This window comes from Rhizobium sp. Nf11,1 (assembly GCF_050587665.1).
Classification (GTDB): domain Bacteria; phylum Pseudomonadota; class Alphaproteobacteria; order Rhizobiales; family Rhizobiaceae; genus Rhizobium.
This window is the reverse complement of sequence record NZ_JBOBHU010000005.1, coordinates 90249-112065: the sequence shown is the minus strand read 5'-3', so window position 1 is coordinate 112065 and position 21817 is coordinate 90249. Positions and strand designations below refer to the sequence as shown.

Here is a 21817-nt window from a genome sequence, read left to right as displayed (position 1 = left end):
GGCTGACAGATTGCCGCAATCCGCACGAGCGGCTTTGGTTCGCTGAGGTAAAGACTTATATGAGAGACGCCGCATCATGCGGCGCCGGGGTTTATGATGAACAATGACATTCAGGGCCGCCCTGCCCATGTCGCGGCGATCCGCGAAAAGGCGGAGGCCGAGATGCGGACGATAGGGGTCGACGAGGCCTTTATCGGCAGGCTGGTCGAGACTTTCTACGGGCGCGTGCTGAAACATCCCGATCTCGGCCCGGTATTCGATGCGCGGCTTTCCGGCCGCTGGCCGGAGCATATAGAGAAGATGAAGAGCTTCTGGTCGGCCGTTGCCTTCCGCAGCGGCGCCTATGGCGGCAAGCCGGTGCAGGCGCATACCGGCGTTCAGAACCTGACGCCCGATCTTTTTCCGAAGTGGCTGTCGCTGTTCGCCGCAACGCTTGACGAGATCGCCCCCTCGTCGGAAGCCAAGGTCTGGTTCATGGCGACCGCCGAGCGGATTGCCAAAAGCCTGACGCTGTCGCTGTTCTACAATCCCGCTCTCGACGATCCGGCGAAAAAGGCGGGCTGATCACTGCCGAGCGGAAAAGGTCGCGCCGGCACTTGCGGCGACCACCAAGGCAGTTCCGGCCATCTGCAGCAGCGTCATCGGCTGGGCCAGAATGACGAAACCGGCGAGTGCCGCGATGGCCGGCTCGAGGCTCATGAGAATGCCGAAAGATGCCGTCGGCATGCGCCGCAAGGCGATCAACTCCAGCGTGTAGGGAAGCAGCGGCACGAGAACGGCAAGGCCGACCATTTCAACAAGGCCGTAAGCATCGAGCTTCGGGATGGCGCCGGCGATGCCGAAGGGTGTCGCGACAAGAGCGGCGGCCATCAGCGATATGGAAAGCCCCTCCAGCCCCTTGAAGCTCGCGCCGATCCTTTTTGTCAGGACGATATAGATCGCCCACCCGGTTCCGGCGCCGAGTGCAAAAAGAATGCCCTCGATATTGCCGACCCAGCCCTCACCGTCATGAGCAAGCGCCAGAACGCCAAATGCTGCAATGAGAGGCCAGAGGAGACGCCGGCTGAGGCCATAGCCGATGGTCGCAACGGAAAGCGGGCCGAGAAAATCGATCGCTACGGCAAGACCGAGAGGAATGCGCTCGATCGCCGCGAAGAAGCTCATGGTCATCAGCGCTGTCGCCGCGCCGAGGACCAGAGCGCTCGTCCATTGCGCCCTTGTGTAGCTGAAGACGCGCGGCCGCACGACAAGGGCGAGAATGATGGCCGCAAAAGCCAGGCGCAGCCAAGAGGCGCCGGCCGGCCCATAGGTTGAGATGGCTGAGGATGAGAGTGCGGCGCCGAACTGGATCGACGACATGGATAGGAGACACATTAGCCCGCCAGTCGCCACCCCGCCAAATGCTGTTGACGCCTCTGCGGTCAGCGTGCCCGCGCCGGCATTTGCTCTTTCTTCCATACCCGTCCCCTCGCCGATTGTGCGCTGTTCTTACGAAGACGGTCTGCGAGCGACAAATTCAAACTTCTGATCCGGCCAGTAAAAGGCCTTATGCACGATCAGAGACGGCAGGCCAGGATGACCTCTTCGGCATCCTCCAAACTCATGTCGAACACCTTCCTGCCGATGTCGAAGCTGAAGCCGTTGCGGGCGAAGGCCGAAAGCTCTTTGGCCTTTCGCTTTTCGTCAAGCTCGACGCGGCGGAAGGGGCCGAAGGCGCGTTTGCGGGCAAATATCGCAGCAGCATAGAGATCGTCAGCCTCCTCAAGGGCGGCCTCCACCTTATCACCAGCGACGCCCTTGGCCGCAGGTTTCCGGGCGATGGCGCGCTTCGATTTGCCGCCGCGTAGCTGGGAACGCGTGCTGATCTCGGCATAGGCGCCATCATCGAGCGCCTTGTTGTCATAGGCGAACCTGACGGCGAAATCGGCAAGGGCCTTGAGTTGCGCCGCACCGATATCCTCGAACTTCTCTTTCGCCTTGCGGGTAATCGCGTCAAACAGCTGCTTTTCGGTCATCATCCGCCGCTCCAAGCGATAGATGGCGGAGTTGCGGGCCCAGCTCAGCATGCGAGGCGTCGGAATGTCGGATGGAACGATCTCGTCGGTCATATCAAGCAATCAGGCTTCCAGGCCCTTGAGGACATTGGCGACGTTGAGGCCAATTTCCGGCACGCCGTAACCGCCCTCCATGCAGGTGACGACAGGCAGGCCGGCGGCGGAGATCATCTCTCCCATGCGAATGAAGTCTTCCGACCTCAGCTGGAAAAAGGAGATCGGGTCGCGCTCGAAGGTATCGACGCCGAGCGCCACAACGATCGCCTCGGCGCCGAAAGCCTTGATGCGGGCGAGCGCATCGGCAAGGGCCGAAGACCAGACCTGCCAGGGCGTGTGCGGCGGCATCGGATAGTTGCGGTTGCTGCCCGTACCCTGCCCTTCTCCTTCCTCGTCGGCATGGCCGAGGAAATAGGGAAAGGCAAACATCGGATCGCCATGCAGCGAGGCGGTGAAGACATCGCCTCTGTGATAGAAGAGGTCCTGCGTGCCGTTGCCGTGATGGAAATCGACATCGAGCACGGCGACCTTCTTCGCGCCGTGATCGATGAGCCGCTGGGCCGCGACGCCTGAGTTGTTGATGAAGCAATAGCCGCCGAAAAGGTCGATGCCGGCATGATGGCCGGGCGGACGGCAAAGCGCAAAGGCGAACCGGTTGCCGGCATTCAGCCAATCCGCTCCGGTGATGGCGCAACGCATGGAGGCGATCGCCGCTTCATAAGAGCCCTTGGTGATGGAGGTGTCGGCGGCATTGGCATAATGGCCGATCGCGCCGACGATATTGTCGGGCACGCGATGGCTGGTGCGGCGGACCGGGAAGGAATTGGCGATCGCTTCGCCATCGAAACCGGCCGCCACCCAGCGATCCCAGACGGTGGCGAGAAAATCGAGATAGGCGGGGTCATGCACCTTTCGGGCCGCTTCCAGCCCATGCGTGTCCGGCGCTGCGACATCGGCAAAACCCGCTTCCTTGACCGCCGCCAGGATCCACTCGGCCCGAAACGGCGCCTCGAAAGGCGTCACCAGCTGGCCGGCATAGAGCTCGGTCCTGGCGTCACGCAGCTTATGGTCTTCGGAATAGATGACGCGCATTTCGGATCCGTCCTTGATTGGAATTCGAGATTTACATGGGTCGGCCGCGACAAAAAAGCCGGCGCGGCGCCCTTGATCGCCAAAGTGAATGACTTCACCCTTCGCGATGTTTTGAGTCCGAAGGAAACTGCCGCATGAAAGTGCTGATGGTCGATGTCGACGGCGTGCTCATCCATGGCCGCCCGGCCGACGGACTGCCCCACTTCACCTATCTCGAGCGCGATCTCGGCCTGCGACCCGATCTGCTGCAGCAGGAGTTTTTCCAGGTTCACTGGGGCGCCATCATCATCGGCCGCGAAGCACTGGAGCCAACGCTCGCCGGCGTGCTCGCAAAGATCGCGCCCCATCTCAGCGCCGCGGCGCTGATCGACTACTGGTTCGAAAATGATTCCCGGCTCGACCGCAATCTGCTGGCGGATCTCGCCGCTCTCAGGCGAAGCGGTATCACTCTCTTCCTGGCGACCAACCAGGAGCACAGGCGGGCGCATTATCTGATGGGAGAGCTGGGCCTTTGCGCCCACTTCGACGACATCATCTATTCGGCAGCACTCGGACACAGCAAGCCTTCGCCCGACTTCTTCCGAATGGCGACCGAACGTGCCGGGGTCATGGCCGCGGAGATCGCCTTCATCGATGATATCGCGGCGAATGTCGAAACGGCGCGGCAGTTTGGCTGGAACGCGGCGCAATGGACGGCGGGGACGACATTGGCCGGGGCGCTTCCCATGTTTGCAAGGTGGGCATGAGCGGCACTGGTGCAATCAGGCGAGCCGCTTGTAGAACAAGGTGGTGTCGCAAAAGCCGCCTTCCGGCCACAGAGCATAATCGGGGATGACGCCGACCCGCTGCCAGCCCAGGCGGGGATAGATCGCCTCGGCATCGCTGCCGGTTGCCGTGTCGAGCACGAGCAGGGTTTTACCGCGAGCGGCCGCTTCGCGTTCGGCAGCTTCCATCAACAGGCGTGCGAGACCCTTGCCGCGAGCGGAGCGATGCACCAGGAGCTTTTTCAGGTCGCCGCGATGCGGCTGGTTCGGCATCTGCGCGGCACCCACCTGCACCGTGCCGACGATCCGGCCATCGAGTTTGGCGACCAGCAGTAGACTGCTGCCGGCGGCGACTGCATCTGCAACGTCCAGCCAATATGGCTCGGCATCTTCCGGTCCATAGGGCTGCATGAAGCCGACGGAAGCGCCGTCCGTGACGCAATCGGCCAGTACCTCCGAGAGGGCCGGAATTGCAGCGCGGGCCTCCTCGGCAGAAAGGATGCGAATGTCAGGCATGGTCTTCTCCTGAAATGAAGGTCTTCATCGGCCGCCGCGATCGAGCACGACGCAATAGCGCGCCGGGGCATTGCCGGGATTATGGAAGGAATGGCCCTCGCCGACGGGCATGAACAGGCAGTCGCCTGGACGCAGCCGGTAGACCGTCTCACCCGCAGTCATCTCCAGCTCGCCATCGAAGAGCCAGACATGCTGCGTCATGTCATGGGATGCCGCATGCGGTGGGAAGCTGACGCGGGCGCCGGGTGGAAATTCGACTTCGACGATATCGACGGCGGAGCCGGTGCCGGGCGCCGATACCGCGCGCCTGAGATAACCGGTTTCCGGATCGCGCCAGACCTGCTGTTCCTGCCGCCGCGCCAGCGGCGAGGCTTGCTGCCCCTCCTCTGCAAAGAAGGCTGAGAGCGACAGGCCGAGCGCGGCGCAAACCCTTGCCAGCAGCGAGGCGGTCGGGCTCGCCTCCGCCCGCTCTATGCGCGAAATCATCGCGCGGCTGACGCCAGACGCCTCGGAAAGCTCATCCAGCGTCAGGCCCTTTTCCAGCCGCAAGGTGCGAATGCGGCTGCCGATCGCCTGTTCGAGTTCCTGTTCCATCGCCGATCCAAGATTCTACTATAAGAGAAATACCTTATCTCATCATGGAATCAAGCGTCTTTTTGATGCGTCGTCGCGCTTGCCTTCACCGCCGTGCCGCCGATATATGGCAGCGGCGCTTGGAGAGAGGAGGACATCATGGACGGCAGCTTGCAGAACATCGAAATCACAGGAAACTTCACGGCCGCCGCCTGGGACCGGATCAAGCCTCTCATGGCCGAGATCGAGCGATTGCCGCTCCTGGAACGGCTTTCGGACGGCACGCTGCCGCCGGAGGTTTTCCGTCACTACATCCTGCAGGACGCAATCTATCTGAAGCATTATGCCCGGTGCCTCGCCATCGTCGCGGCAAAGGCGCCCGACAATGCGCAGGTGCTGCGCTTCCTCGGTTCGGCGCAGAAGGCGATCACCGTCGAGCAGGGCCTGCATGCAGGCTTCCTCTCGCAATTCGGCATTTCGAGCTCAGATGTGACGGCCGCAGAGCCCTCGCCTTCCTGCTTCGCCTATACGAATTTCCTTCTGGCGACCGCCTATCATAGGTCCTATGCTGTTGCGCTTTCGGCCATCCTGCCCTGCTTCTGGATCTATATGCATGTCGGCGAAGGCATCAAAGGCAGACCCGCGATCGAAGGCAATGTTTATCAGGCCTGGATCAACACCTATGGCGATCCGCAATTCGCCGCCGGCGCCCGCGAAGTGATCGCACTGACCGATATCGCCGCCCGCGCCGCATCGGAGACGGAGCGCGCCGAAATGATGGACGTTTTCGTGCGCGCCTCCCAATATGAATGGATGTTCTGGGATTCGGCCTGGCGACTGGAGAGCTGGCCGGTCTGAGGCACGCCGGGCAGACCCGCAAAATAGCGTAAACTCCCGATTAATTACCGCTTTGCGGCAGGGGGCGGCGCTGCTATATGGCGCGCATGAGCACCAATTCGACCACTCCGCTGTCCCATATCCGCAACTTCTCGATCGTGGCCCATATCGACCACGGCAAATCGACGCTGGCCGACCGCCTGATCCAGACGACGGGCGGACTTGCCGAGCGCGAAATGTCCGAGCAGGTGCTCGACAATATGGAGATCGAGCGCGAACGCGGCATCACCATCAAGGCCCAGACCGTGCGCCTGCACTATCAGGCAAACAATGGCGAGAAATACATTCTCAACCTGATCGACACGCCCGGCCACGTCGATTTCGCCTATGAAGTCTCGCGGTCGCTGTCGGCCTGTGAGGGCTCGCTGCTGGTCGTCGACGCCAGCCAGGGCGTGGAAGCGCAGACGCTCGCCAATGTCTACCAGGCGATCGACAACAACCACGAGCTCGTGACCGTGCTCAACAAGATCGACCTGCCGGCCGCAGAGCCCGACCGCATCAAGGAACAGATCGAGGAAGTGATCGGCATCGACGCTTCCGAGGCCGTGCTGATTTCGGCCAAGACCGGCCTCGGCATTCCCGACGTGCTGGAAGCGATCGTCCACAAGCTGCCGGCGCCGAAGAGCCCGGGCGGCGAGAAGGCGCCGCTGAAGGCGCTGCTGGTCGACAGCTGGTACGACACCTATCTCGGCGTCATGGTTCTCGTGCGCGTCATCGACGGCGTGCTGACCAAGGGCCAGACGATCCGCATGATGGGCACCGACGCGAAATACCAGGTTGAACGGGTCGGCGTGCTGACGCCGAAGATGGTCAATGTCGACAGCCTCGGCCCCGGCGAGATCGGCTTCATCACCGCCTCGATCAAGGAAGTGGCCGATACACGCGTCGGCGATACGATCACCGAAGACAAGCGCCCGACGGCGGAAGCCCTGCCGGGCTTCAAGCCGGCGCAGCCGGTCGTCTTCTGCGGCCTCTTCCCTGTCGATGCCGCCGATTTCGAAGACTTGCGCGCGGCCATGGGCAAGCTTCGCCTCAACGACGCGTCCTTCTCCTTCGAAATGGAATCGTCGGCAGCCCTCGGCTTCGGCTTCCGCTGCGGCTTCCTCGGCCTGCTGCATCTCGAAATCATCCAGGAGCGCCTGGAGCGCGAGTTCGACCTCGACCTCATCGCAACAGCGCCTTCCGTCGTCTATCAGCTGACGATGACCGACGGCAGCGAGCGCGAACTGCACAATCCGGCCGACATGCCCGATGTCGTCAAGATTGCCGAAATCCGCGAGCCGTGGATCAAGGCGACAATCATGACGCCGGACGATTATCTCGGCGGCATCCTGAAACTCTGCCAGGACCGCCGCGGCATCCAGACCGAGCTGACCTATGTCGGCACCCGGGCGATGGTGACCTATGAACTGCCGCTGAACGAAGTCGTCTTCGACTTCTACGACCGGCTGAAATCGATCTCCAAGGGCTATGCATCCTTCGATTATCACCTCGAAGGCTACCGTGCAGGCAACCTCGTGAAGATGTCGATCCTCGTCAATGGCGAGCCGGTCGATGCACTCTCGATGCTTGTGCATCGCATGGCAGCTGAAAAGCGCGGCCGCGACATGTGCGAGCGGCTGAAGGAGCTTATTCCGAAGCACATGTTCAAGATCCCAATCCAGGCGGCGATCGGCGGCAACGTGATTGCCCGCGAAACCATCTCGGCGCTGCGCAAGGACGTGACGGCCAAGTGCTATGGCGGCGACGCCACTCGCAAGCGCAAACTGCTCGACAAGCAGAAGGAAGGCAAGAAGCGCATGCGCCAGTTCGGCAAGGTGGAGATTCCGCAAGAAGCCTTCATCGCCGCGCTGAAGATGGGCGACGAATAACGCTTCTCAATCATATCTTATGCGCATATGATTTGCGCATAAGACCGAGGAGAGCGTTATGACTCAGCAGGCGAGAAAAGCAGCGAACCTGTCTCTGAATGAAGGCCTAGTCGCTCAGGCTCGCGAGCTCAAGATCAACATATCCAGGGCGGCGGAAGAAGGTATCGCGAAAGCGATAAAGGCGGAACGCGAGCGGCTGTGGCGGATCGAGAACGCCGAGGCGATCCGGCTCGAAAACGAATATGTCGAAAAACACGGCCTGCCGCTCGCCGAGTACCGTCAGTTTTAGAGCGGTTCAGTTTTTGATTGAAGCGCAGAACCGCTCTGTCCCGACCTCGGAAATTGGAGAAGCCGTCACAGATCTATCGGGCAAAAGCGATGTCATCATCGGCGCCATGGACTTTCTCTTCCAAGGCTTCTGAGCCTTATCCCCTGCTCATATACTCCTTCACCAACCCCTCATAGGCGTCCATCTCGGGTAGCGCTTCGTAACTATACACCGCGCCGGTCTCGGCAAACGACAGCTTCTCGCTCGTCCATGTCTCGATGAATGGCGTGAACCAGCTCGGGTCGTCGAGCATGGTGACGCGCAGATTGACGAACCAGTCCATGCCTTCCGGCCGGGTGAACATCCAGCTCATGCAGTGCGGGCAGAAATAATGCCTGGTGGCGCCGTGCAGGCCGCCGATAACAGGCTCGCCCTTGGTAACCTCGAAACCTTCGCTGGGGATGGCGGCACTCAGCGAATAGGCGCTCGCCGTCATCTTCTGGCAGCCTGTGCAATGGCAGGCCATGGCCAGCAGCGGCGGAGCGCTGATCTTCAAGCGCACCCGGCCGCAGCGGCAGCCGCCTTGCATGGGCAAATTCGGTGATGTCATGATATTTCTCCCCTTCCGTCCTCTGATCTAGAGGAGGCGGCGTCATTGTCGAGGGAGCGCACCGGTGCAAATCTCAAAAGCGGTTTATCGGACGCGCGGGATTGCCGACCACCGTTGCGCCCGCCGGCACATCCTTGGTGACGACGGCGCCCGCACCCACGATCGCACCATCGCCGATCGTCACGCCGCCGAGGATGATGGCGCCGCCGCCGACCCAAACATCGCTGCCGATTGCGACCGGTCGGGCGATCTCGATTCCCCTACTGCGAAGTGCCGAATCCTTGTGATGCTCGGCGCAATAGATCTGCACGCCCGGTCCGAACATGGTGCGGTCGCCGATCGTCACGCTGCCGGAATCGAGGATCGCGCAGCCGGCGTTGACATAGACGCGCTCGCCGAGAGTGATATTGATGCCGTAGGAACAGTGAAACGGCACTTCGATAAAGATATCGGGGGCGGCTCGTGCAAAAAGCGCCCTGAGGGCGGGGGCTGCGGCGCCGCGCTCGTCCGGCGGCAGCGTATTGTGGGCGTGGACGGCGAGCCGCGCCTGCCGGCGAAGGTGATCGAGTTCGTCATCCAGGCAGCAATACCACTCACCCGCCGCCATCTTCTCGCGTTCGCTTGCCGTCATCGCATCGCTCTTCAAGCCGGGACCTGCGACCGCATCTCGACCTCTTGCCGTTCGATCTGCCCGACCCAGGCGCGGGCGATGGCAAGGCCGGCGGCATCGGCGCCACCAGCATGCCGCGCAGCCAGTTCGGCATAGCTTTGCAGCCAACCAGGCGCGATGCGTTCTATCGTGTCAGGGAATTCCGCCTTCCACTGCTCGACCACCCTTCTGTCGGCCTCGAAATGAAACTGCGTGCCGTAGACGGCGCGGCCGATACGGAAGGCCTGGTTCTCGGCGACAAGGCTGGTCGCGAGACGAACGGCGCCTTTCGGCAGGGAAAAGGTATCGGCATGCCACTCGAAGATGGTGAATTCGCCGCCAAGCGCCGAGAGCAGCGGATCGGAGCGGCCTTCATCAGTGACGCCGATGCTGTGCCAGCCGAATTCGCGGGCGGCTCCGAGATGGTTGTCGGCGCCATAGGCGCGGGCAAGAATCTGGCTGCCGAGGCAGATGCCGAGCACGGCCTTGCCGGCGTCGCCGAAGCGGCGCGCGAGCCGGGCGAGCTCCGGCAGATAAGGATGCGTCTCGTCATCCAGCGCGCTCTGCTCGCCGCCGAGAACCACCAGCGCGTCATGACCGGATATGTCCGGCGGTAGGATGCCATCCCGCCAGACCCGGAACCACTCGATCTCAGCACCCGCCTCGTCGAGCGCCGTGGCAAGCGCGCCGAGGCCGGTGTTGCGCATATTTTCGACGACTGCGACTCGCATAGGTTCTCCCCGGTGGTCGGCAGTTAGAAACCATGCCGAAGAACGGCGCGCAAGATGCTTGCGCCTGCGCGATTGCGTCTGCACGCCGCAAGCGCTTAAATCACGCCAAACGAAAGGAAAACGCCATGACCGAAAAAGCCCGCGTCTCGATCCTCTACTGCACCCAGTGCAACTGGCTGCTGCGCGCCGCCTGGATGGCGCAGGAGCTGCTGAGCACCTTTTCCGACAGTCTCGGCGAGGTGGCGCTGATCCCCGGCACCGGCGGCAATTTCGAAATCCGCGTCAATGGGGATCTCATCTGGGAGCGTAAGCGCGACGGCGGCTTTCCCGGGCCGAAGGAGCTGAAGCAACGCGTCCGCGACATCATCGAGCCCGGCCGCGATCTCGGCCATGTCGACCGCGTCTCGCACGAAAGCTGACCAAGCACGCTCAGCGATAGGGCGAGCGGCAGACCCTGTAGACGCCTTCATAGGTGAGGAAGTGATCCGTCCTCGGATTGTAGGAACGGTATTCATTGGTACACCAAGCGATGTGCTTGTTCAGATCCCGTGCCGGCTGCACCTGGCGTACCGGCGGCGGCTCATAGGTCAGCTGCGGCCGTCCCGCCGCGCCCGGCAGGTAATAGGTCGGCCCCGCGCCGCGCGGACGGTAATTCGGCTGGACATAAGCCGGGCGATGCCATTGCTGCGGCCCAAAACCGAAGCAGCCGCGAAAATCGCAGAGCGTCGATCCCGTATTGACCGGCCCGAGACCCGGCTTCGGCGAATCAGCGCCGGCTATGAGAGGCGCGAAAACGGCAAAAAGGCCGGCGAGCAGAAGCGTGCGAGCAGCAGGCATGAGGCATTCCTTTCGAGACTCCCTTTATATAGGGCGCCCGGACCGGAGCGCTATGGCTCCCCTCCGGCCGCTCCCTCGCATGTGATCGGTTGTTTTTTGCAGACTGTCAGGAAAACTTCAAAAACCCAGTTGACAGTCACGAGCCACCCCCTTACATCGCTCTCCGTCGCCCAGATGGCGGAATTGGTAGACGCGCAGGTTTCAGGTACCTGTGCCGCGAGGCGTGGAGGTTCGAGTCCTCTTCTGGGCACCATTTCCTTTTGATCGCTGCCAAGATCAAACATTCAAATCTTTCCAAAATTGCGCACTTGGCCCTGTTGACGGAGGCCATCGACCTGCTTGTCTGGATACCGGTTCCAAGAGTCGGCGCAGGTTGAAGGCCTGTCACGCCGCCATGTGTGATGTCGTCTTGCCGCTACCCGATACGACTGACAAAGCGGTAATGCCGGCTTCCCTGGCGGCGCGAAGAAGCAATTCCCTCAATTCCTCCATCCCGGCCTCTCCCGCGACGGCATCATCGCAAGCCTTCACGGCCGCGACATATTCCTCTCCATCGTCGAATGGCCAATCGATTATCAGCACTTCGGCTGCGTCTCGGAGCGTCTTGACCACCCTACGCTGACCGCCAAGAAAGAGGACAAGAGGTGCAAAATTCGGTGATGCGTTCCATTGCATGACACTTTCTCCCCAAAGGTTAGAATATTAGTAATGAAGCAAGAAGCATGCCGGGGAGCGGAAGGCGCGTTCGTTGCCCGATAGAGCAGCGCTTCATGAATGATTTGGGCAAAAGATGAATGAGCGGTGCGGACGCGGTTCCATCGTTCAGCGCATGGCATGCGGAAAACTCCGCCGCGTCTTGCAGCATCCCGCAAGGCTCCGGCGGCCAACTCTCAGCCTGCAACTGACCATCATCGCACCGCCGCTTGGTACGATTCTCACCGCACCGGCTGGTAATGGCCGCGGAGCGGAACCTTTTCGCCCATGGTAACGAAGCCGTCGCGGTCGCAGACATACATCAGCGTCGGCATGCCGCCGGAGCGGAAGATTTCGTCATAGCGGCGGCGGATCTGGACGGTCTCGGTGCGGCAATTATAGGATTCCTCTTCCTTCTTGTCCGGCTGCGCCTTGACGCCGGGAAGGCCCTTGTAGGGATAGAGGGGTTGAACAGTCGAATCCACGGATTTCGTCCAGTCGACAGCGAAGGCTGACGCCGGGGCGAGGCCGGAAAGGACGCCGAGCGATATCAGAAGCATCATCAACAGCCGCATGGGAATTCTCCTGCCGGCGACAAACCGCTTCTTCCGCATGTAGGAAAATCGACGGCCCGCATCAAGCCGCTGCGGCGGGCGATTTCCTGAAATAGCCTCTGATGATGGGGTGACCGAAAAGACCGGCGAGGATGGCAAAGGCAGCGCCCAGGAAGAACCCGGCGAGGAAGCCGCCGATGATGCCGGCGACCATCAGGATCTTCTTTCCAGGGCCATCGGCCTTGACCGGCGGCTCGGCCGGCGAGATGACGCGGATGTTGCTCTGGCTGAGGTTCTGCTCCTCGCTCGTCTGGCTCGAGCGCTTGAGCACCGTCTCGTAAATATCGCGCGCCGCCGTTGCCTTGCGCTGCAATTCGTTCAGCTCCACCTGCTTGTCCGAGGTCGTCGCCTGCAGCGCCTTCTGAACGGCGAGTTCCTTGGCGACGCTGTCCTCGGCGGCCTTGGCCTGCTCGTATTCGCCCTTTGCCGAGGTGGCGAGGCGCTGCAATTCGCCCCTGATTTCGCCCGCTATGCTCTGCAGCGAGGAGCGCGCCGCCTGCAGGCGCGGATGACGCGTGCCCATCTGGCTTTCAAGGCTGCCGACGGCGGCGGCCTGGGCGGCATATTGCTGACGCAAGCTGACGAGCGGCGATGTGACGCCGCCTTCCGCCTGGTTGCCGGCAACGATGTCTTCGACGCGCAGATTGGCGACGGCATCGGCGCGGGCCTTCGCCTGGATGGTCTTTTCCTGCGCCGTTACCAAGAGCGTGTTCAGCGAGACGAGGCGCTGGTCGGAGATCAGGTTGCCTTCGGTCGCGGCCATGTCGTTGTCGGCCCGGAAAGTTTCGACCGCCTGCTCGGCCTCCAGCACCTTCTGGCGCAGATCGGCAAGGCGTCCGTCCAGCGTCGAGGAGGTGTTTTCGTAGAGGCCGTTCGAGGCGCTGTTTTCCTCCTCGGTAAAGGAGGTGACCACCTGGTTGGCAAGCTTCGCGGATTTCTCGGGGTCGTTCGTCGTCGCGGCGAGCGAAACGACATAGGTGCCGGTCTGGCGGGTGATGACAAGCGCCTTCTGCAGGGCGCCGATCACGGCCGCGCCATCCGTCCTGCCGCCGTTGAATTCCGGATCCCGGTCGAGCTTCATCGCCTCGACGACGCGGCGCAGCACATTGCCCGAGGTCAGGATCTGCACCTGGCTGTCGATCAGCGCCGAGATCATCTCCGGCGATGGGCCCGAAGATTGCGCGCCGGCCTCGGCCAGCCCGATCTGGCGCGGATCGAAATAAAGGCTGCTGACGGCGGTGAATTTCTGGCCGATCAACGGCGCCACCACGCCGCCCCCGACGGCTCCAAAAAGGGCCAGCACAAACACCACCAGCCTGCGGCTCCAGATCGCCGTGATGCTGGAGCGGAGGTCGAGAAGCGCGGCGGCGGGCGCGGATGTGTTCTGCAGCGGCACATTGGCCACAGCCGGTTCTGGGGCCGCAGGCGGTTCTAGGGCCGCAGGCCGTACGGCGGCAGCGGCGGACGGCAGCTCGGATCGACGGATGTCTGCAACCCGTGCCGACGGCGGCACGAAAGGCGGTGGGGCTGGCTTGAGCTCGGGACGGGCGAAATCATCCGGACGAATAACGGGACTGCGCGGGCGCACGCCTTCCGACGCAGTCGGAGACGGCTCGTAACTACGCCAGCCGGGCAGCCGGCTTACCCTGTTCCTGTCATATTGACTCATACGCGCACTCGTGTCCCGCCCAGCGTGAAAGACTGAAGCCGAGGTGCTGCGACTTTAGAAATTCTTAGCTAACGGACCGTTAAGATAGGCGCAGCGACGTCGATGTTGCGATTTGCCGTGATTGCGAGGATAGCTATGAGGACGACACGACATCTGGCGGCGCTGCTGCTTGCGGCCGCCCTTATGCCGTCGCCGGCCTTTGCGGCCGGCGCGCCGTGTTATCGCGGCGTCAATCTTTCCGGCGGCGAATATGGCGAGCGCGGCGCCATCTACGGTACGAACTACATCTATCCGAGCGAGCAGACGATCCGCTATTTCGCCGAAAAGGGCATGACGATCATTCGGCTGCCCTTCCGCTGGGAGCGGCTGCAGCCGGCGCTCGGCGGGCGGCTGGACGAGGACGAACTCAAGCGGATCAAGGATACGGTCGGCCTGATCCGAAAGCGGGCCATGGCCGTTCTGCTCGACCCACATAATTTCGGCTATTACGATAAGGCGCAGATCGGCACCGCGCCGGCGACGGACGCTGCTTTCGCCGACTTCTGGGCAAGGCTCGCGGTCGAATTCGCCAATCAGGACGGCATTCTCTTCGGCCTGATGAACGAGCCGCACGACATCAAGGCCACCGACTGGCTCGATGCCGCCAACGCGGCGATCCGCGCCATCCGCGCCGTCGGCGCTCGCAACCTTATCCTGGTGCCGGGCACCGCCTGGAGCGGCGCTCACAGCTGGGAAGAGGATGTGATCGGCGGTGCCAACGGTACTGTCATGCTCGGCGTGCGCGACCCGCTCGATTTCTACGCTTATGAGGTCCATCAATATCTCGACGTCGATTCGTCGGGAACCCATGCTAATTGCGAAGGCGCCGCCACCGCGGTCGAGGCCATCACCGGCGTCACCGCCTGGCTGAAGCGGAACCATAAACGCGGTTTTCTTGGCGAATTCGGCGGTTCCGCCGACAAGGACTGCATGAGCGGCCTGACCAAGATCTACGCGACCATGTCCGGCAATAGCGATGTCTGGCTCGGCTGGTCCTATTGGGCGGCGGGCGAATGGTGGCCGGCGGACGAACCTTTCAACGTTCAGCCGGGCAAGGGCCCTGAGCGACCGCAGATGCGGCTTCTCGCCGCGTCGGCGAAAGCGGACGCCGGCGCCTGCACCGCCGTCAAGCCTGCGGGGAATTGAACGTGGCGACAGTCGATCAGAAGGCAGCGACTTTCACGGTGTCGGGCAACCGCCTCGACGCGGCCGGGGGCGCGTCTCGCGTCGATCATGCGGTGCTCTGGCTCGGCCTGTTTTCGATGCTCTATAACGGCATTCTTGCCTTCATCAACCACAACATCATGCCTCTGTCGATGACGCATGTCGCCGCCAGCGAAGGCCTGATTCTGGCAAGCGCGATCATCTACATCCTTCATAAGGGGATCTACGAGACGGATCTGCCGGGCTTCCTGTTCCTGCTGTTCACGCTTGTCGTGACCATCTATGTCAGCGTGCTCAACCGCATGCCGTTCGTCGATCATTTCCGCAACGTGCTGATCATCTTCTGCTTTACCGGCCTCGGCGGCTGGAGCAACGAGAGAACGATGAAGCTGGCCTTCCGCTGGGCAAGCCTTGCGGTGCTGATCTTCCTGATTTTCGAGATCATCAGCGTGCCCTTCTATGTCAGCATCGTGCATCCGTCCGATTATTTCGCCAATACGCGCGGGCTGCTGCCGCTGAGCTACAACACGACAGGCCTGTTCCAGAACGCTCTCGGCTTTCCCGAGCGCTTTTCCTTCGGCATTATCGACCATCGCTCGTCGTCGATTTTTCTCGAACAAGTGTCGCTTGCCAATTTTTGCGGCGTGATCGCTATCTACCTGATTTCCATGTGGGAAAGACTGGGGCGCTGGGACCGGCTGCTCTTCATCAGCACGGCGGTGCTGATCCTGGTGACGAACGATACGCGCACAATGCTGATCTTCTGTTTTGCCTGTATCGTCGGCTATTTCGTCTTTCCGAAGATCCCGAGGAATTTCAATCTGGCGCTAATGCCGCTGATCGTTGCAGCGGGGTTCGTCGTCTATACCCTCAAACCCAATGCGACGGGCGACAATTTCACCGGCCGCATCAACCTGACGATGAAGAAGATCATGGAGCTCGATCCTCTCGCCGTGCTCGGGCTTTCGGTCGACAGGGTCGCCGAGTTCGCTGACAGCGGCTACGTCTACCTGATCTACGCGGCGACGATCTTCGGCGTCGTCGCGCTCTGGCTATTCGTCTGCCTCTTCCCAGCCGGCCGTACGGCGGCGCAGCGGCGATGCGCCCATTCACTTTCTCTTTTCATTTTTCTGAATATGATGATCGGGGGGACCGCCGTTTTCTCGATGAAGATTGCCGGCCTCTTGTGGTTCGTCGTCGGATATATGCGCTTCCACGACAGCCCGCGCATCCGGCAGGGTCGTGCGGCAGATGTACTGAGTTGACCGTAGCGGCACGGTGGAAACCGGCGTCCGCGAGCCCGAGGAGCAAGACGCTTCGATGCTTGTCCAGCTTCAATATCTGCGCGCTGTTGCGGCGCTGATGGTCGTTTATTTCCATGCGATATTGCAGCTTGCCAAGGTCAATCCCGCCGTCGACGCCACGGCTTTTCTTTATGGCGAAACCGGCGTCGACATCTTCTTCGTGCTGAGCGGTTTCGTGATGTGGCTGACGACGAGCGGGCGCGCGATGAGCCCCAGCGATTTCGCCCGCCGCCGCATCAGGAGGATCATCCCGCTCTATTGGCTGGCAACCTTGTTTTCGGCGGCCGTGGCGCTGGTGGCGCCTTCACTGCTGAAATCCACGGTGTTCGACCTTCCGCATCTCATCGCCTCGCTGATGTTTCTGCCATGGGCCAATGCCGCCGATCCAAGCACGATCATCCCTGTCGTCGTGCCGGGCTGGACGCTGAATTACGAAATGTTCTTCTATTTTGTGTTTGCGTTGCTGCTGCCGCTCTCGGAAGCCCGCCGGATTCCAGCGATGTTCGCCGTCTTTGCCGTGATCCTGATTGCCTGCCGGCTGCTGCCGGAAACGACGGCCACCCGGTTCTACGGTCAGCCGATCATGCTGGAGTTCCTCGCCGGCGTCGTGCTCGGCTGTCTTTACGGGCAGAAGGTCGTTCTGCCGAACCGCTGGGCATGGGCGGCACTGGCCACGGGATTTGTGTTCCTCTTCGTCAACGAAGCGCTGATGCCGCCGGAGAGCCGGTTCTACGCCTGGGGAATCCCGGCGATCTTCATCATCTACGGCGCAGTTTCCATCGACTTTTCGCGGCTGCCGGTTCTGGCATGGCTGAACTATCTCGGCGACTGCTCCTACAGCATCTACATCACCCACGCCTTCACACTCGCTTTCCTGAGGGTGGCTTCGGACCGCCTGCCGATCGGCATCCTGCAGCAGCCGCTGCTCTTCGTGGTCCTGGCGCTGGTGCTTTCGTCGATCGGCGGCGCAATCGTCCATGAAATCACCACGCCGCGCCGGAAAGTGGCGGCCGTGAGCCGTCCGCCGGCCTAACCCATCGGATTCACTTCCCGTCCTTCACATCCTTGGTTTCCCGCCTCTCGATGTCGCAAATTGCTCATCAGCTTTCAGCGACATGCTTTAACTTCCCTCACTGAAGGCGAGAATACACATCCGGGCGGCGGTGGCGGCACAGCGTTTTGGGCAACTTCCCCTAAGCTGATGTGGCGATGAGAGAACTTGCAGGAACGTGATGGTTTATCTTGCAATTTGTCGCATAAATGAAAGTGCGCCGGCCTATTCGCGGCACGGGCTTTGATCTAAGCACGGGCTGCGGCCTCCAAGAGGGAAGAGGGAGAGACATGAAAAGCTATGTATTGACGGTATCCTGCAAGTCGACGCGCGGCATCGTCGCAGCGATTTCGAGCTATCTGGCCGAGAAGGGCTGCAACATCATCGACTCCAGCCAGTTCGACGATCTCGATACCGGCAGGTTCTTCATGCGCGTCAGCTTCATTTCCGAGGAAGGACTTTCCGGTTCCGCGATCAGCGCCGATTTTGCCGCCGTCGCTGCGCCCTTCGAGATGGAATACGACTTCCACGACAGCGAGAGCCGCATGAAGGTGCTGCTGATGGTGTCGCGCTTCGGCCATTGCCTCAACGACCTGCTCTACCGCTGGAAGATCGGCGCGCTGCCGATCGACATCGTCGGCGTCGTCTCCAACCATTTCGACTACCAGAAGGTTGTGGTCAATCACGACATCCCCTTCCACCACATCAAGGTGACCAAGGAGAACAAGCCGCAGGCCGAAGCCCAGCTCGTCGACCTCGTCGAGCAGACCGGCACCGAACTGATCGTGCTTGCCCGCTACATGCAGGTTCTCTCCGACCAGCTCTGCAAGCAGATGTCGGGCAAGATCATCAACATCCACCACTCCTTCCTGCCGAGCTTCAAGGGCGCCAACCCCTACAAGCAGGCCTATCAGCGCGGCGTCAAGCTGATCGGCGCGACCGCCCATTACGTCACCGCCGACCTCGACGAAGGCCCGATCATCGAGCAGGACACCGCCCGCATCACCCATGCGCAGTCGCCCGACGACTATGTCTCGATCGGCCGCGACGTCGAAAGCCAGGTGCTGGCGCGCGCCATTCACGCCCATATCCATCACCGCACCTTCATCAACGGCAACCGCACCGTCGTCTTCCCGGCCAGCCCCGGAAGCTACGCCTCCGAACGCATGGGGTGAGTCGGCCGAGGCCGCGCATCTCTTTTGCTGGCGGACAACAATCTCCCGTTGCCTGCCAGCGGCAAGTATTTGATTATCGCGCTTAAGGGGTAATCGAATCATGCTGCGGGAGGGGTGTCATGACCGACGAGGCGCTTGTTGATCGCATGACGCTGCCGCGTCCCGACGTTACCGTTGCCGACGCGGAAGAAATCCTTCTTGCCCATTATAGCCTATCCGGCATTCTCTCCGAACTCGGCAGCCAGCAGGATCGGAACTACCGCCTCGACAGTGATCGCGGTCGATACGTCCTGAAGATCTGCCACGCCGCCTACGAGGCCCGCGAGCTCGAGGCGCAGAATGCCGCGCTCCATCATCTCAAGAGCCGGCAGGACGCGCCACGTGTTCCGAAGGTGATCGCCACGAATGACGGGCGGGAAATTGTCGTCCTTACGGTGCGCGGGCGGGACTATCAGGTCCGGCTGCTGGAATATCTGGAAGGCCAGGGACTGACGGAGATGAGATATGTGGCGCCGGCGTCCGTCGCGGCGCTTGGCGCGCTCTGCGCGAGACTGGCGCAGGCGCTTGCCGATTTCGACCATCCCGGCCTCGACCGTAGCCTGCAGTGGGATTTGCGACGCGCCGGCCCTGTCGCCGTACAGCTGCTATCCGCGATCACCGACAGCGCTGCCCGCGACCGGATCGCGAAAACCATGGTGATGGCCGTTCGCCGCATCCAGCCCTTGGCGCCGTCGCTTCGGCTTCAGGCCGTCCATCACGACGTCACCGGCGACAATGTCGTCGGCCATCGCGACGCCCGTGGCCACACGATCCCTGATGGCGTGATCGATTTCGGCGACATCATCCGCGGCTGGCTAGTCGGCGATCTTGCCGTCACCTGCGCTTCGCTGCTGCATCAGGCGAATGGCGATCCCTTTCATATCCTGCCCGCCGTCACCGCCTATCAGACGATCTATCCGCTGACCGACGAAGAACTGAAAGCACTGTGGCCGTTGATCGTCGCACGCGCGGTCATTCTCGTCGCCAGCAGCGAACAGCAGATGTCGATCGATCCCGATAACGATTATGTCCGCAGCAATCTCGACCGCGAGCGGGCGATCTTCGATACGGCATTGTCGGTTCCTTTCGAACTCATGGAAGCTGCGATCCTCAAGGCCGCAGGCGCTGATGTCGCCGCCCCGTCGGCATCAGAATGGCTTCCCTTGCTGCCCGATATCGACCCCACCACGATCGCCTATGTCGACCTTGGCGTAGGAAGTGCGCATTTTTCCGCAGGCAACTGGCTGGACGCCGACATGGACTGGCGGCTGCTTGCCCGGGCTGCAACCGAAAACGGGACGGCGGCGACGCGCTATGGTGAATATCGGCTTTCCCGCGCTGCCCTCGGAAACACGAGGGCACAGGCGACCTTCGCCCTGCATGTCGACATCTGCCTTGCTGCAGGAAGCGCGGTCGCGGCGCCCTTTGCCGGCCGCATCGGCTGGAAGGACCACCATCTGACACTGACGGACGACAGCATGACCTTGCACCTCGATGGGCTCGACCCTTTGATCGAGGGTGGGGTCGAGGATGGCGCCGTGCTTGCCGCCGGCGATCCGCTCGGTTCGGTTTTCGGAGAGACTTCGTCGCTCGGTGGCCTGCGCCTCCAGCTCTGCAGCGTCGTGGGCCTCGAACCGCCGCTCTTTGCCAGGCCGCGCGAGGCAGCCGCCTGGTCGGTGCTGTGCCCTTCGCCTTCATCCCTTCTCAGCCCGGGAGCGGATGCGGCGCAACCGGAGACCGCCGAACTGCTCGTCAGGCGGCAGGCTCATCTCGCCGGCGCCCAGAAGAACTATTATGCCGCGCCGCCGCAGATCGAGCGCGGCTGGAGGGAACATCTGTTCGATGTCGAGGGCCGCGCCTATCTCGACATGGTCAACAATGTCACGATTGTCGGCCACGGCCATCCCAGACTGGCGGCGGCAATCAACGCCCAATGGCTGCGGCTCAATACGAATTCACGCTTCCACTATGCGGCGATTGCGGAGTTTTCCGAGCGTCTCGCGGCGCTCGCGCCTGATGGCCTCGACGCGGTCTTCCTCGTCAACAGCGGCTCCGAGGCGAACGATCTGGCGATTCAGCTGGCACAGGCCCATAGCGGCGCCCGCAACATGCTCTGCCTGCTCGAGGCCTATCATGGCTGGTCGGCGGCGAGCGACGCCGTCTCCACTTCGATCGCCGACAATCCGCTGGCGCTGACCACCCGACCGGATTGGGTGCATGCGGCCGTTTCGCCGAATACCTATCGCGGCGCGTTTCGCGGACCCGACACGGCGGCGAGCTACCTGGCCGCCGTCAAGCCGATACTCGAGACGATCGACGCCGGCGGCGAAGGCCTTGCGGGCTTCATCTGCGAATCGGTCTACGGCAATGCCGGCGGCATTCCGTTGCCGGAAGGGTACCTGAAGGAGATCTACGCCGAGGTGCGCGCCCGCGGCGGGCTCTGCATCGCCGACGAGGTGCAGGTCGGTTACGGCAGGCTCGGCCATTATTTCTGGGGTTTCGAACAGCAAGGGGTCGTGCCCGATATCATCACTATCGCCAAGGGCATGGGCAATGGCCATCCGCTCGGCGCCGTCATCACCAGACGGGAGATTGCGCGGTCGCTGGAGAAGCAAGGGCCTTTCTTCTCCTCCACCGGCGGCAGCCCGGTCAGCTGCGTCGCCGGCATCACGGTGCTCGATATCATGGCTGAGGAGAAGCTGCAGGAAAATGTCCGCACGGTCGGCGATCATCTGAAAGCGCGGCTTGCCGCGCTGATCGATCGGCACGCGATCGCCGGCGCCGTCCACGGCATGGGTCTCTATCTCGGCCTGGAATTCGTCCGCGACAGAACGACGCTTGAGCCGGCGACGGAAGAGACGGCGGCGATCTGCGACCGGCTTCTCGAGCTCGGTATCGTCATGCAGCCGACCGGCGATCACCAAAATGTGCTGAAGATCAAGCCGCCGCTCTGCCTCAGTATCGAAAGCGCGGATTTCTTCGCAGACATGCTGGAAAAGGTGCTCCAGGAAGGCTGGTGATCCATGCTTTCGGACGTTAACCAAATCGGTCATTTCGAGGCATCTCGATTTTTAACGATGAGGCCCATTGCCGGAATCAGACAGACTTCCTATTTCTGCTGCGGCGATCGAAAGAGTTTCGATTCTGTCATGCGAATTTTACGAAGAGCTGATATGTTTCCTTCTGTAAGTTCGGGCCAGGATGGAATGA

General features: G+C 61.8%; 23 protein-coding genes and 1 tRNA gene. 12 read left to right on the top strand and 12 right to left on the bottom strand.

Annotated features, from left to right (window positions below; translation table 11 throughout):
• Positions 1–96 precede the first annotated feature (96 nt).
• Positions 97–564 (top strand): group III truncated hemoglobin, encoded by a 468-nt coding sequence (locus ACQ7C1_RS09935; protein ID WP_097599541.1) that lies wholly within the window; start codon positions 97–99, stop codon positions 562–564.
• Here ACQ7C1_RS09935 and ACQ7C1_RS09930 read toward each other — a convergent pair whose 3' ends face one another.
• From ACQ7C1_RS09930 to ACQ7C1_RS09920, 3 genes are all read right to left on the bottom strand, one after another.
• Positions 565–1458 (bottom strand): EamA family transporter, encoded by an 894-nt coding sequence (locus ACQ7C1_RS09930; protein ID WP_430958157.1) that lies wholly within the window; start codon positions 1456–1458, stop codon positions 565–567. It lies immediately after the preceding gene.
• A 98-nt stretch (positions 1459–1556) separates the two neighbouring features.
• Positions 1557–2108, bottom strand: a complete 552-nt coding sequence (gene recX / locus ACQ7C1_RS09925) for a recombination regulator RecX (RefSeq protein ID WP_430958275.1) — start codon at positions 2106–2108, stop codon at positions 1557–1559.
• Between the two features lie 9 nt (positions 2109–2117).
• Positions 2118–3143: a histone deacetylase family protein gene (locus ACQ7C1_RS09920; RefSeq protein ID WP_430958156.1), complete on the bottom strand. Its 1026-nt coding sequence runs from the start codon at positions 3141–3143 to the stop codon at positions 2118–2120.
• A gap of 134 nt (positions 3144–3277) precedes the next feature.
• Here ACQ7C1_RS09920 and ACQ7C1_RS09915 point away from each other — a divergent pair, with 134 nt between their 5' ends.
• The gene (locus ACQ7C1_RS09915) at positions 3278–3889 is read left to right on the top strand and encodes an HAD-IA family hydrolase (RefSeq protein WP_430958155.1); all 612 of its coding nucleotides are present in this window, start codon (positions 3278–3280) and stop codon (positions 3887–3889) included.
• Between the two features lie 15 nt (positions 3890–3904).
• On the opposite strand, the gene ACQ7C1_RS09910 is transcribed toward ACQ7C1_RS09915, so the two are convergent.
• The gene (locus ACQ7C1_RS09910) at positions 3905–4423 is read right to left on the bottom strand and encodes a GNAT family N-acetyltransferase (protein WP_430958154.1); all 519 of its coding nucleotides are present in this window, start codon (positions 4421–4423) and stop codon (positions 3905–3907) included.
• Positions 4424–4447: 24 nt separating this feature from the next.
• Complete coding sequence (locus ACQ7C1_RS09905; protein ID WP_085776616.1) at positions 4448–5017, bottom strand: helix-turn-helix domain-containing protein; 570 nt, start codon at positions 5015–5017, stop codon at positions 4448–4450.
• Positions 5018–5155: 138 nt separating this feature from the next.
• Here ACQ7C1_RS09905 and tenA point away from each other — a divergent pair, with 138 nt between their 5' ends.
• The 3 genes from tenA (at position 5156) to ACQ7C1_RS09890 (ending at position 8053) form a co-directional block, all read left to right on the top strand.
• Entirely contained in the window at positions 5156–5854 is a 699-nt protein-coding gene (gene tenA, locus ACQ7C1_RS09900) for a thiaminase II (RefSeq protein ID WP_430958153.1), read from the top strand.
• A 77-nt stretch (positions 5855–5931) separates the two neighbouring features.
• Complete coding sequence (gene lepA, locus ACQ7C1_RS09895; RefSeq protein WP_085776615.1) at positions 5932–7764, top strand: translation elongation factor 4; 1833 nt, start codon at positions 5932–5934, stop codon at positions 7762–7764.
• 58 nt (positions 7765–7822) lie between these two features.
• On the top strand, positions 7823–8053 hold the full coding sequence (locus tag ACQ7C1_RS09890; RefSeq protein WP_430958152.1) for a type II toxin-antitoxin system CcdA family antitoxin: 231 nt from the start codon (positions 7823–7825) through the stop codon (positions 8051–8053).
• A gap of 136 nt (positions 8054–8189) precedes the next feature.
• Here the strand turns inward: ACQ7C1_RS09890 and ACQ7C1_RS09885 are convergent, their stop codons facing one another.
• The 3 genes from ACQ7C1_RS09885 to ACQ7C1_RS09875 form a co-directional block, all read right to left on the bottom strand.
• On the bottom strand, positions 8190–8642 hold the full coding sequence (locus ACQ7C1_RS09885; protein WP_221113150.1) for a GFA family protein: 453 nt from the start codon (positions 8640–8642) through the stop codon (positions 8190–8192).
• A 73-nt stretch (positions 8643–8715) separates the two neighbouring features.
• Entirely contained in the window at positions 8716–9273 is a 558-nt protein-coding gene (locus tag ACQ7C1_RS09880) for a sugar O-acetyltransferase (RefSeq protein WP_430958151.1), read from the bottom strand.
• A gap of 11 nt (positions 9274–9284) precedes the next feature.
• On the bottom strand, positions 9285–10022 hold the full coding sequence (locus ACQ7C1_RS09875; protein WP_097599550.1) for a type 1 glutamine amidotransferase: 738 nt from the start codon (positions 10020–10022) through the stop codon (positions 9285–9287).
• 125 nt (positions 10023–10147) lie between these two features.
• Here ACQ7C1_RS09875 and ACQ7C1_RS09870 point away from each other — a divergent pair, with 125 nt between their 5' ends.
• Positions 10148–10441, top strand: coding sequence for a SelT/SelW/SelH family protein (locus ACQ7C1_RS09870; RefSeq protein WP_011423629.1), 294 nt, complete (start codon positions 10148–10150; stop codon positions 10439–10441).
• A gap of 10 nt (positions 10442–10451) precedes the next feature.
• Here the strand turns inward: ACQ7C1_RS09870 and ACQ7C1_RS09865 are convergent, their stop codons facing one another.
• Positions 10452–10859 carry a BA14K family protein gene (locus ACQ7C1_RS09865; protein ID WP_430958150.1) on the bottom strand — a complete coding sequence of 136 codons (408 nt, stop codon included), beginning with the start codon at positions 10857–10859 and terminating at the stop codon, positions 10452–10454.
• Positions 10860–11027: 168 nt separating this feature from the next.
• On the opposite strand from ACQ7C1_RS09865, the gene ACQ7C1_RS09860 reads away from it, so the two are divergent.
• Positions 11028–11112 (top strand) — tRNA-Leu (locus tag ACQ7C1_RS09860).
• Positions 11113–11243: 131 nt separating this feature from the next.
• Here the strand turns inward: ACQ7C1_RS09860 and ACQ7C1_RS09855 are convergent.
• The 3 genes from ACQ7C1_RS09855 to ACQ7C1_RS09845 all read right to left on the bottom strand — a co-directional run bounded on the left by ACQ7C1_RS09855 (position 11244) and on the right by ACQ7C1_RS09845 (position 13835).
• On the bottom strand, positions 11244–11534 hold the full coding sequence (locus ACQ7C1_RS09855; RefSeq protein ID WP_097599552.1) for a DUF982 domain-containing protein: 291 nt from the start codon (positions 11532–11534) through the stop codon (positions 11244–11246).
• A gap of 260 nt (positions 11535–11794) precedes the next feature.
• The gene (locus tag ACQ7C1_RS09850; RefSeq protein WP_221114642.1) at positions 11795–12127 is read right to left on the bottom strand and encodes a hypothetical protein; all 333 of its coding nucleotides are present in this window, start codon (positions 12125–12127) and stop codon (positions 11795–11797) included.
• A 61-nt stretch (positions 12128–12188) separates the two neighbouring features.
• A complete protein-coding gene (locus ACQ7C1_RS09845; protein WP_430958149.1) occupies positions 12189–13835 on the bottom strand; it encodes a GumC family protein in 1647 nt (548 codons plus the stop codon).
• Between the two features lie 135 nt (positions 13836–13970).
• On the opposite strand from ACQ7C1_RS09845, the gene ACQ7C1_RS09840 reads away from it, so the two are divergent.
• The 5 genes from ACQ7C1_RS09840 (at position 13971) to ACQ7C1_RS09820 (ending at position 21627) form a co-directional block, all read left to right on the top strand.
• Complete coding sequence (locus tag ACQ7C1_RS09840; protein ID WP_221127886.1) at positions 13971–15020, top strand: glycoside hydrolase family 5 protein; 1050 nt, start codon at positions 13971–13973, stop codon at positions 15018–15020.
• A gap of 2 nt (positions 15021–15022) precedes the next feature.
• The gene (locus ACQ7C1_RS09835; protein WP_221127885.1) at positions 15023–16303 is read left to right on the top strand and encodes a hypothetical protein; all 1281 of its coding nucleotides are present in this window, start codon (positions 15023–15025) and stop codon (positions 16301–16303) included.
• A 55-nt stretch (positions 16304–16358) separates the two neighbouring features.
• Complete coding sequence (locus ACQ7C1_RS09830; RefSeq protein ID WP_430958148.1) at positions 16359–17375, top strand: acyltransferase family protein; 1017 nt, start codon at positions 16359–16361, stop codon at positions 17373–17375.
• Positions 17376–17683: 308 nt separating this feature from the next.
• Positions 17684–18568 carry a formyltetrahydrofolate deformylase gene (gene purU / locus ACQ7C1_RS09825; RefSeq protein WP_183700708.1) on the top strand — a complete coding sequence of 295 codons (885 nt, stop codon included), beginning with the start codon at positions 17684–17686 and terminating at the stop codon, positions 18566–18568.
• Between the two features lie 119 nt (positions 18569–18687).
• Positions 18688–21627, top strand: a complete 2940-nt coding sequence (locus tag ACQ7C1_RS09820; RefSeq protein ID WP_430958147.1) for an aminotransferase — start codon at positions 18688–18690, stop codon at positions 21625–21627.
• Positions 21628–21817: the final 190 nt, after the last annotated feature.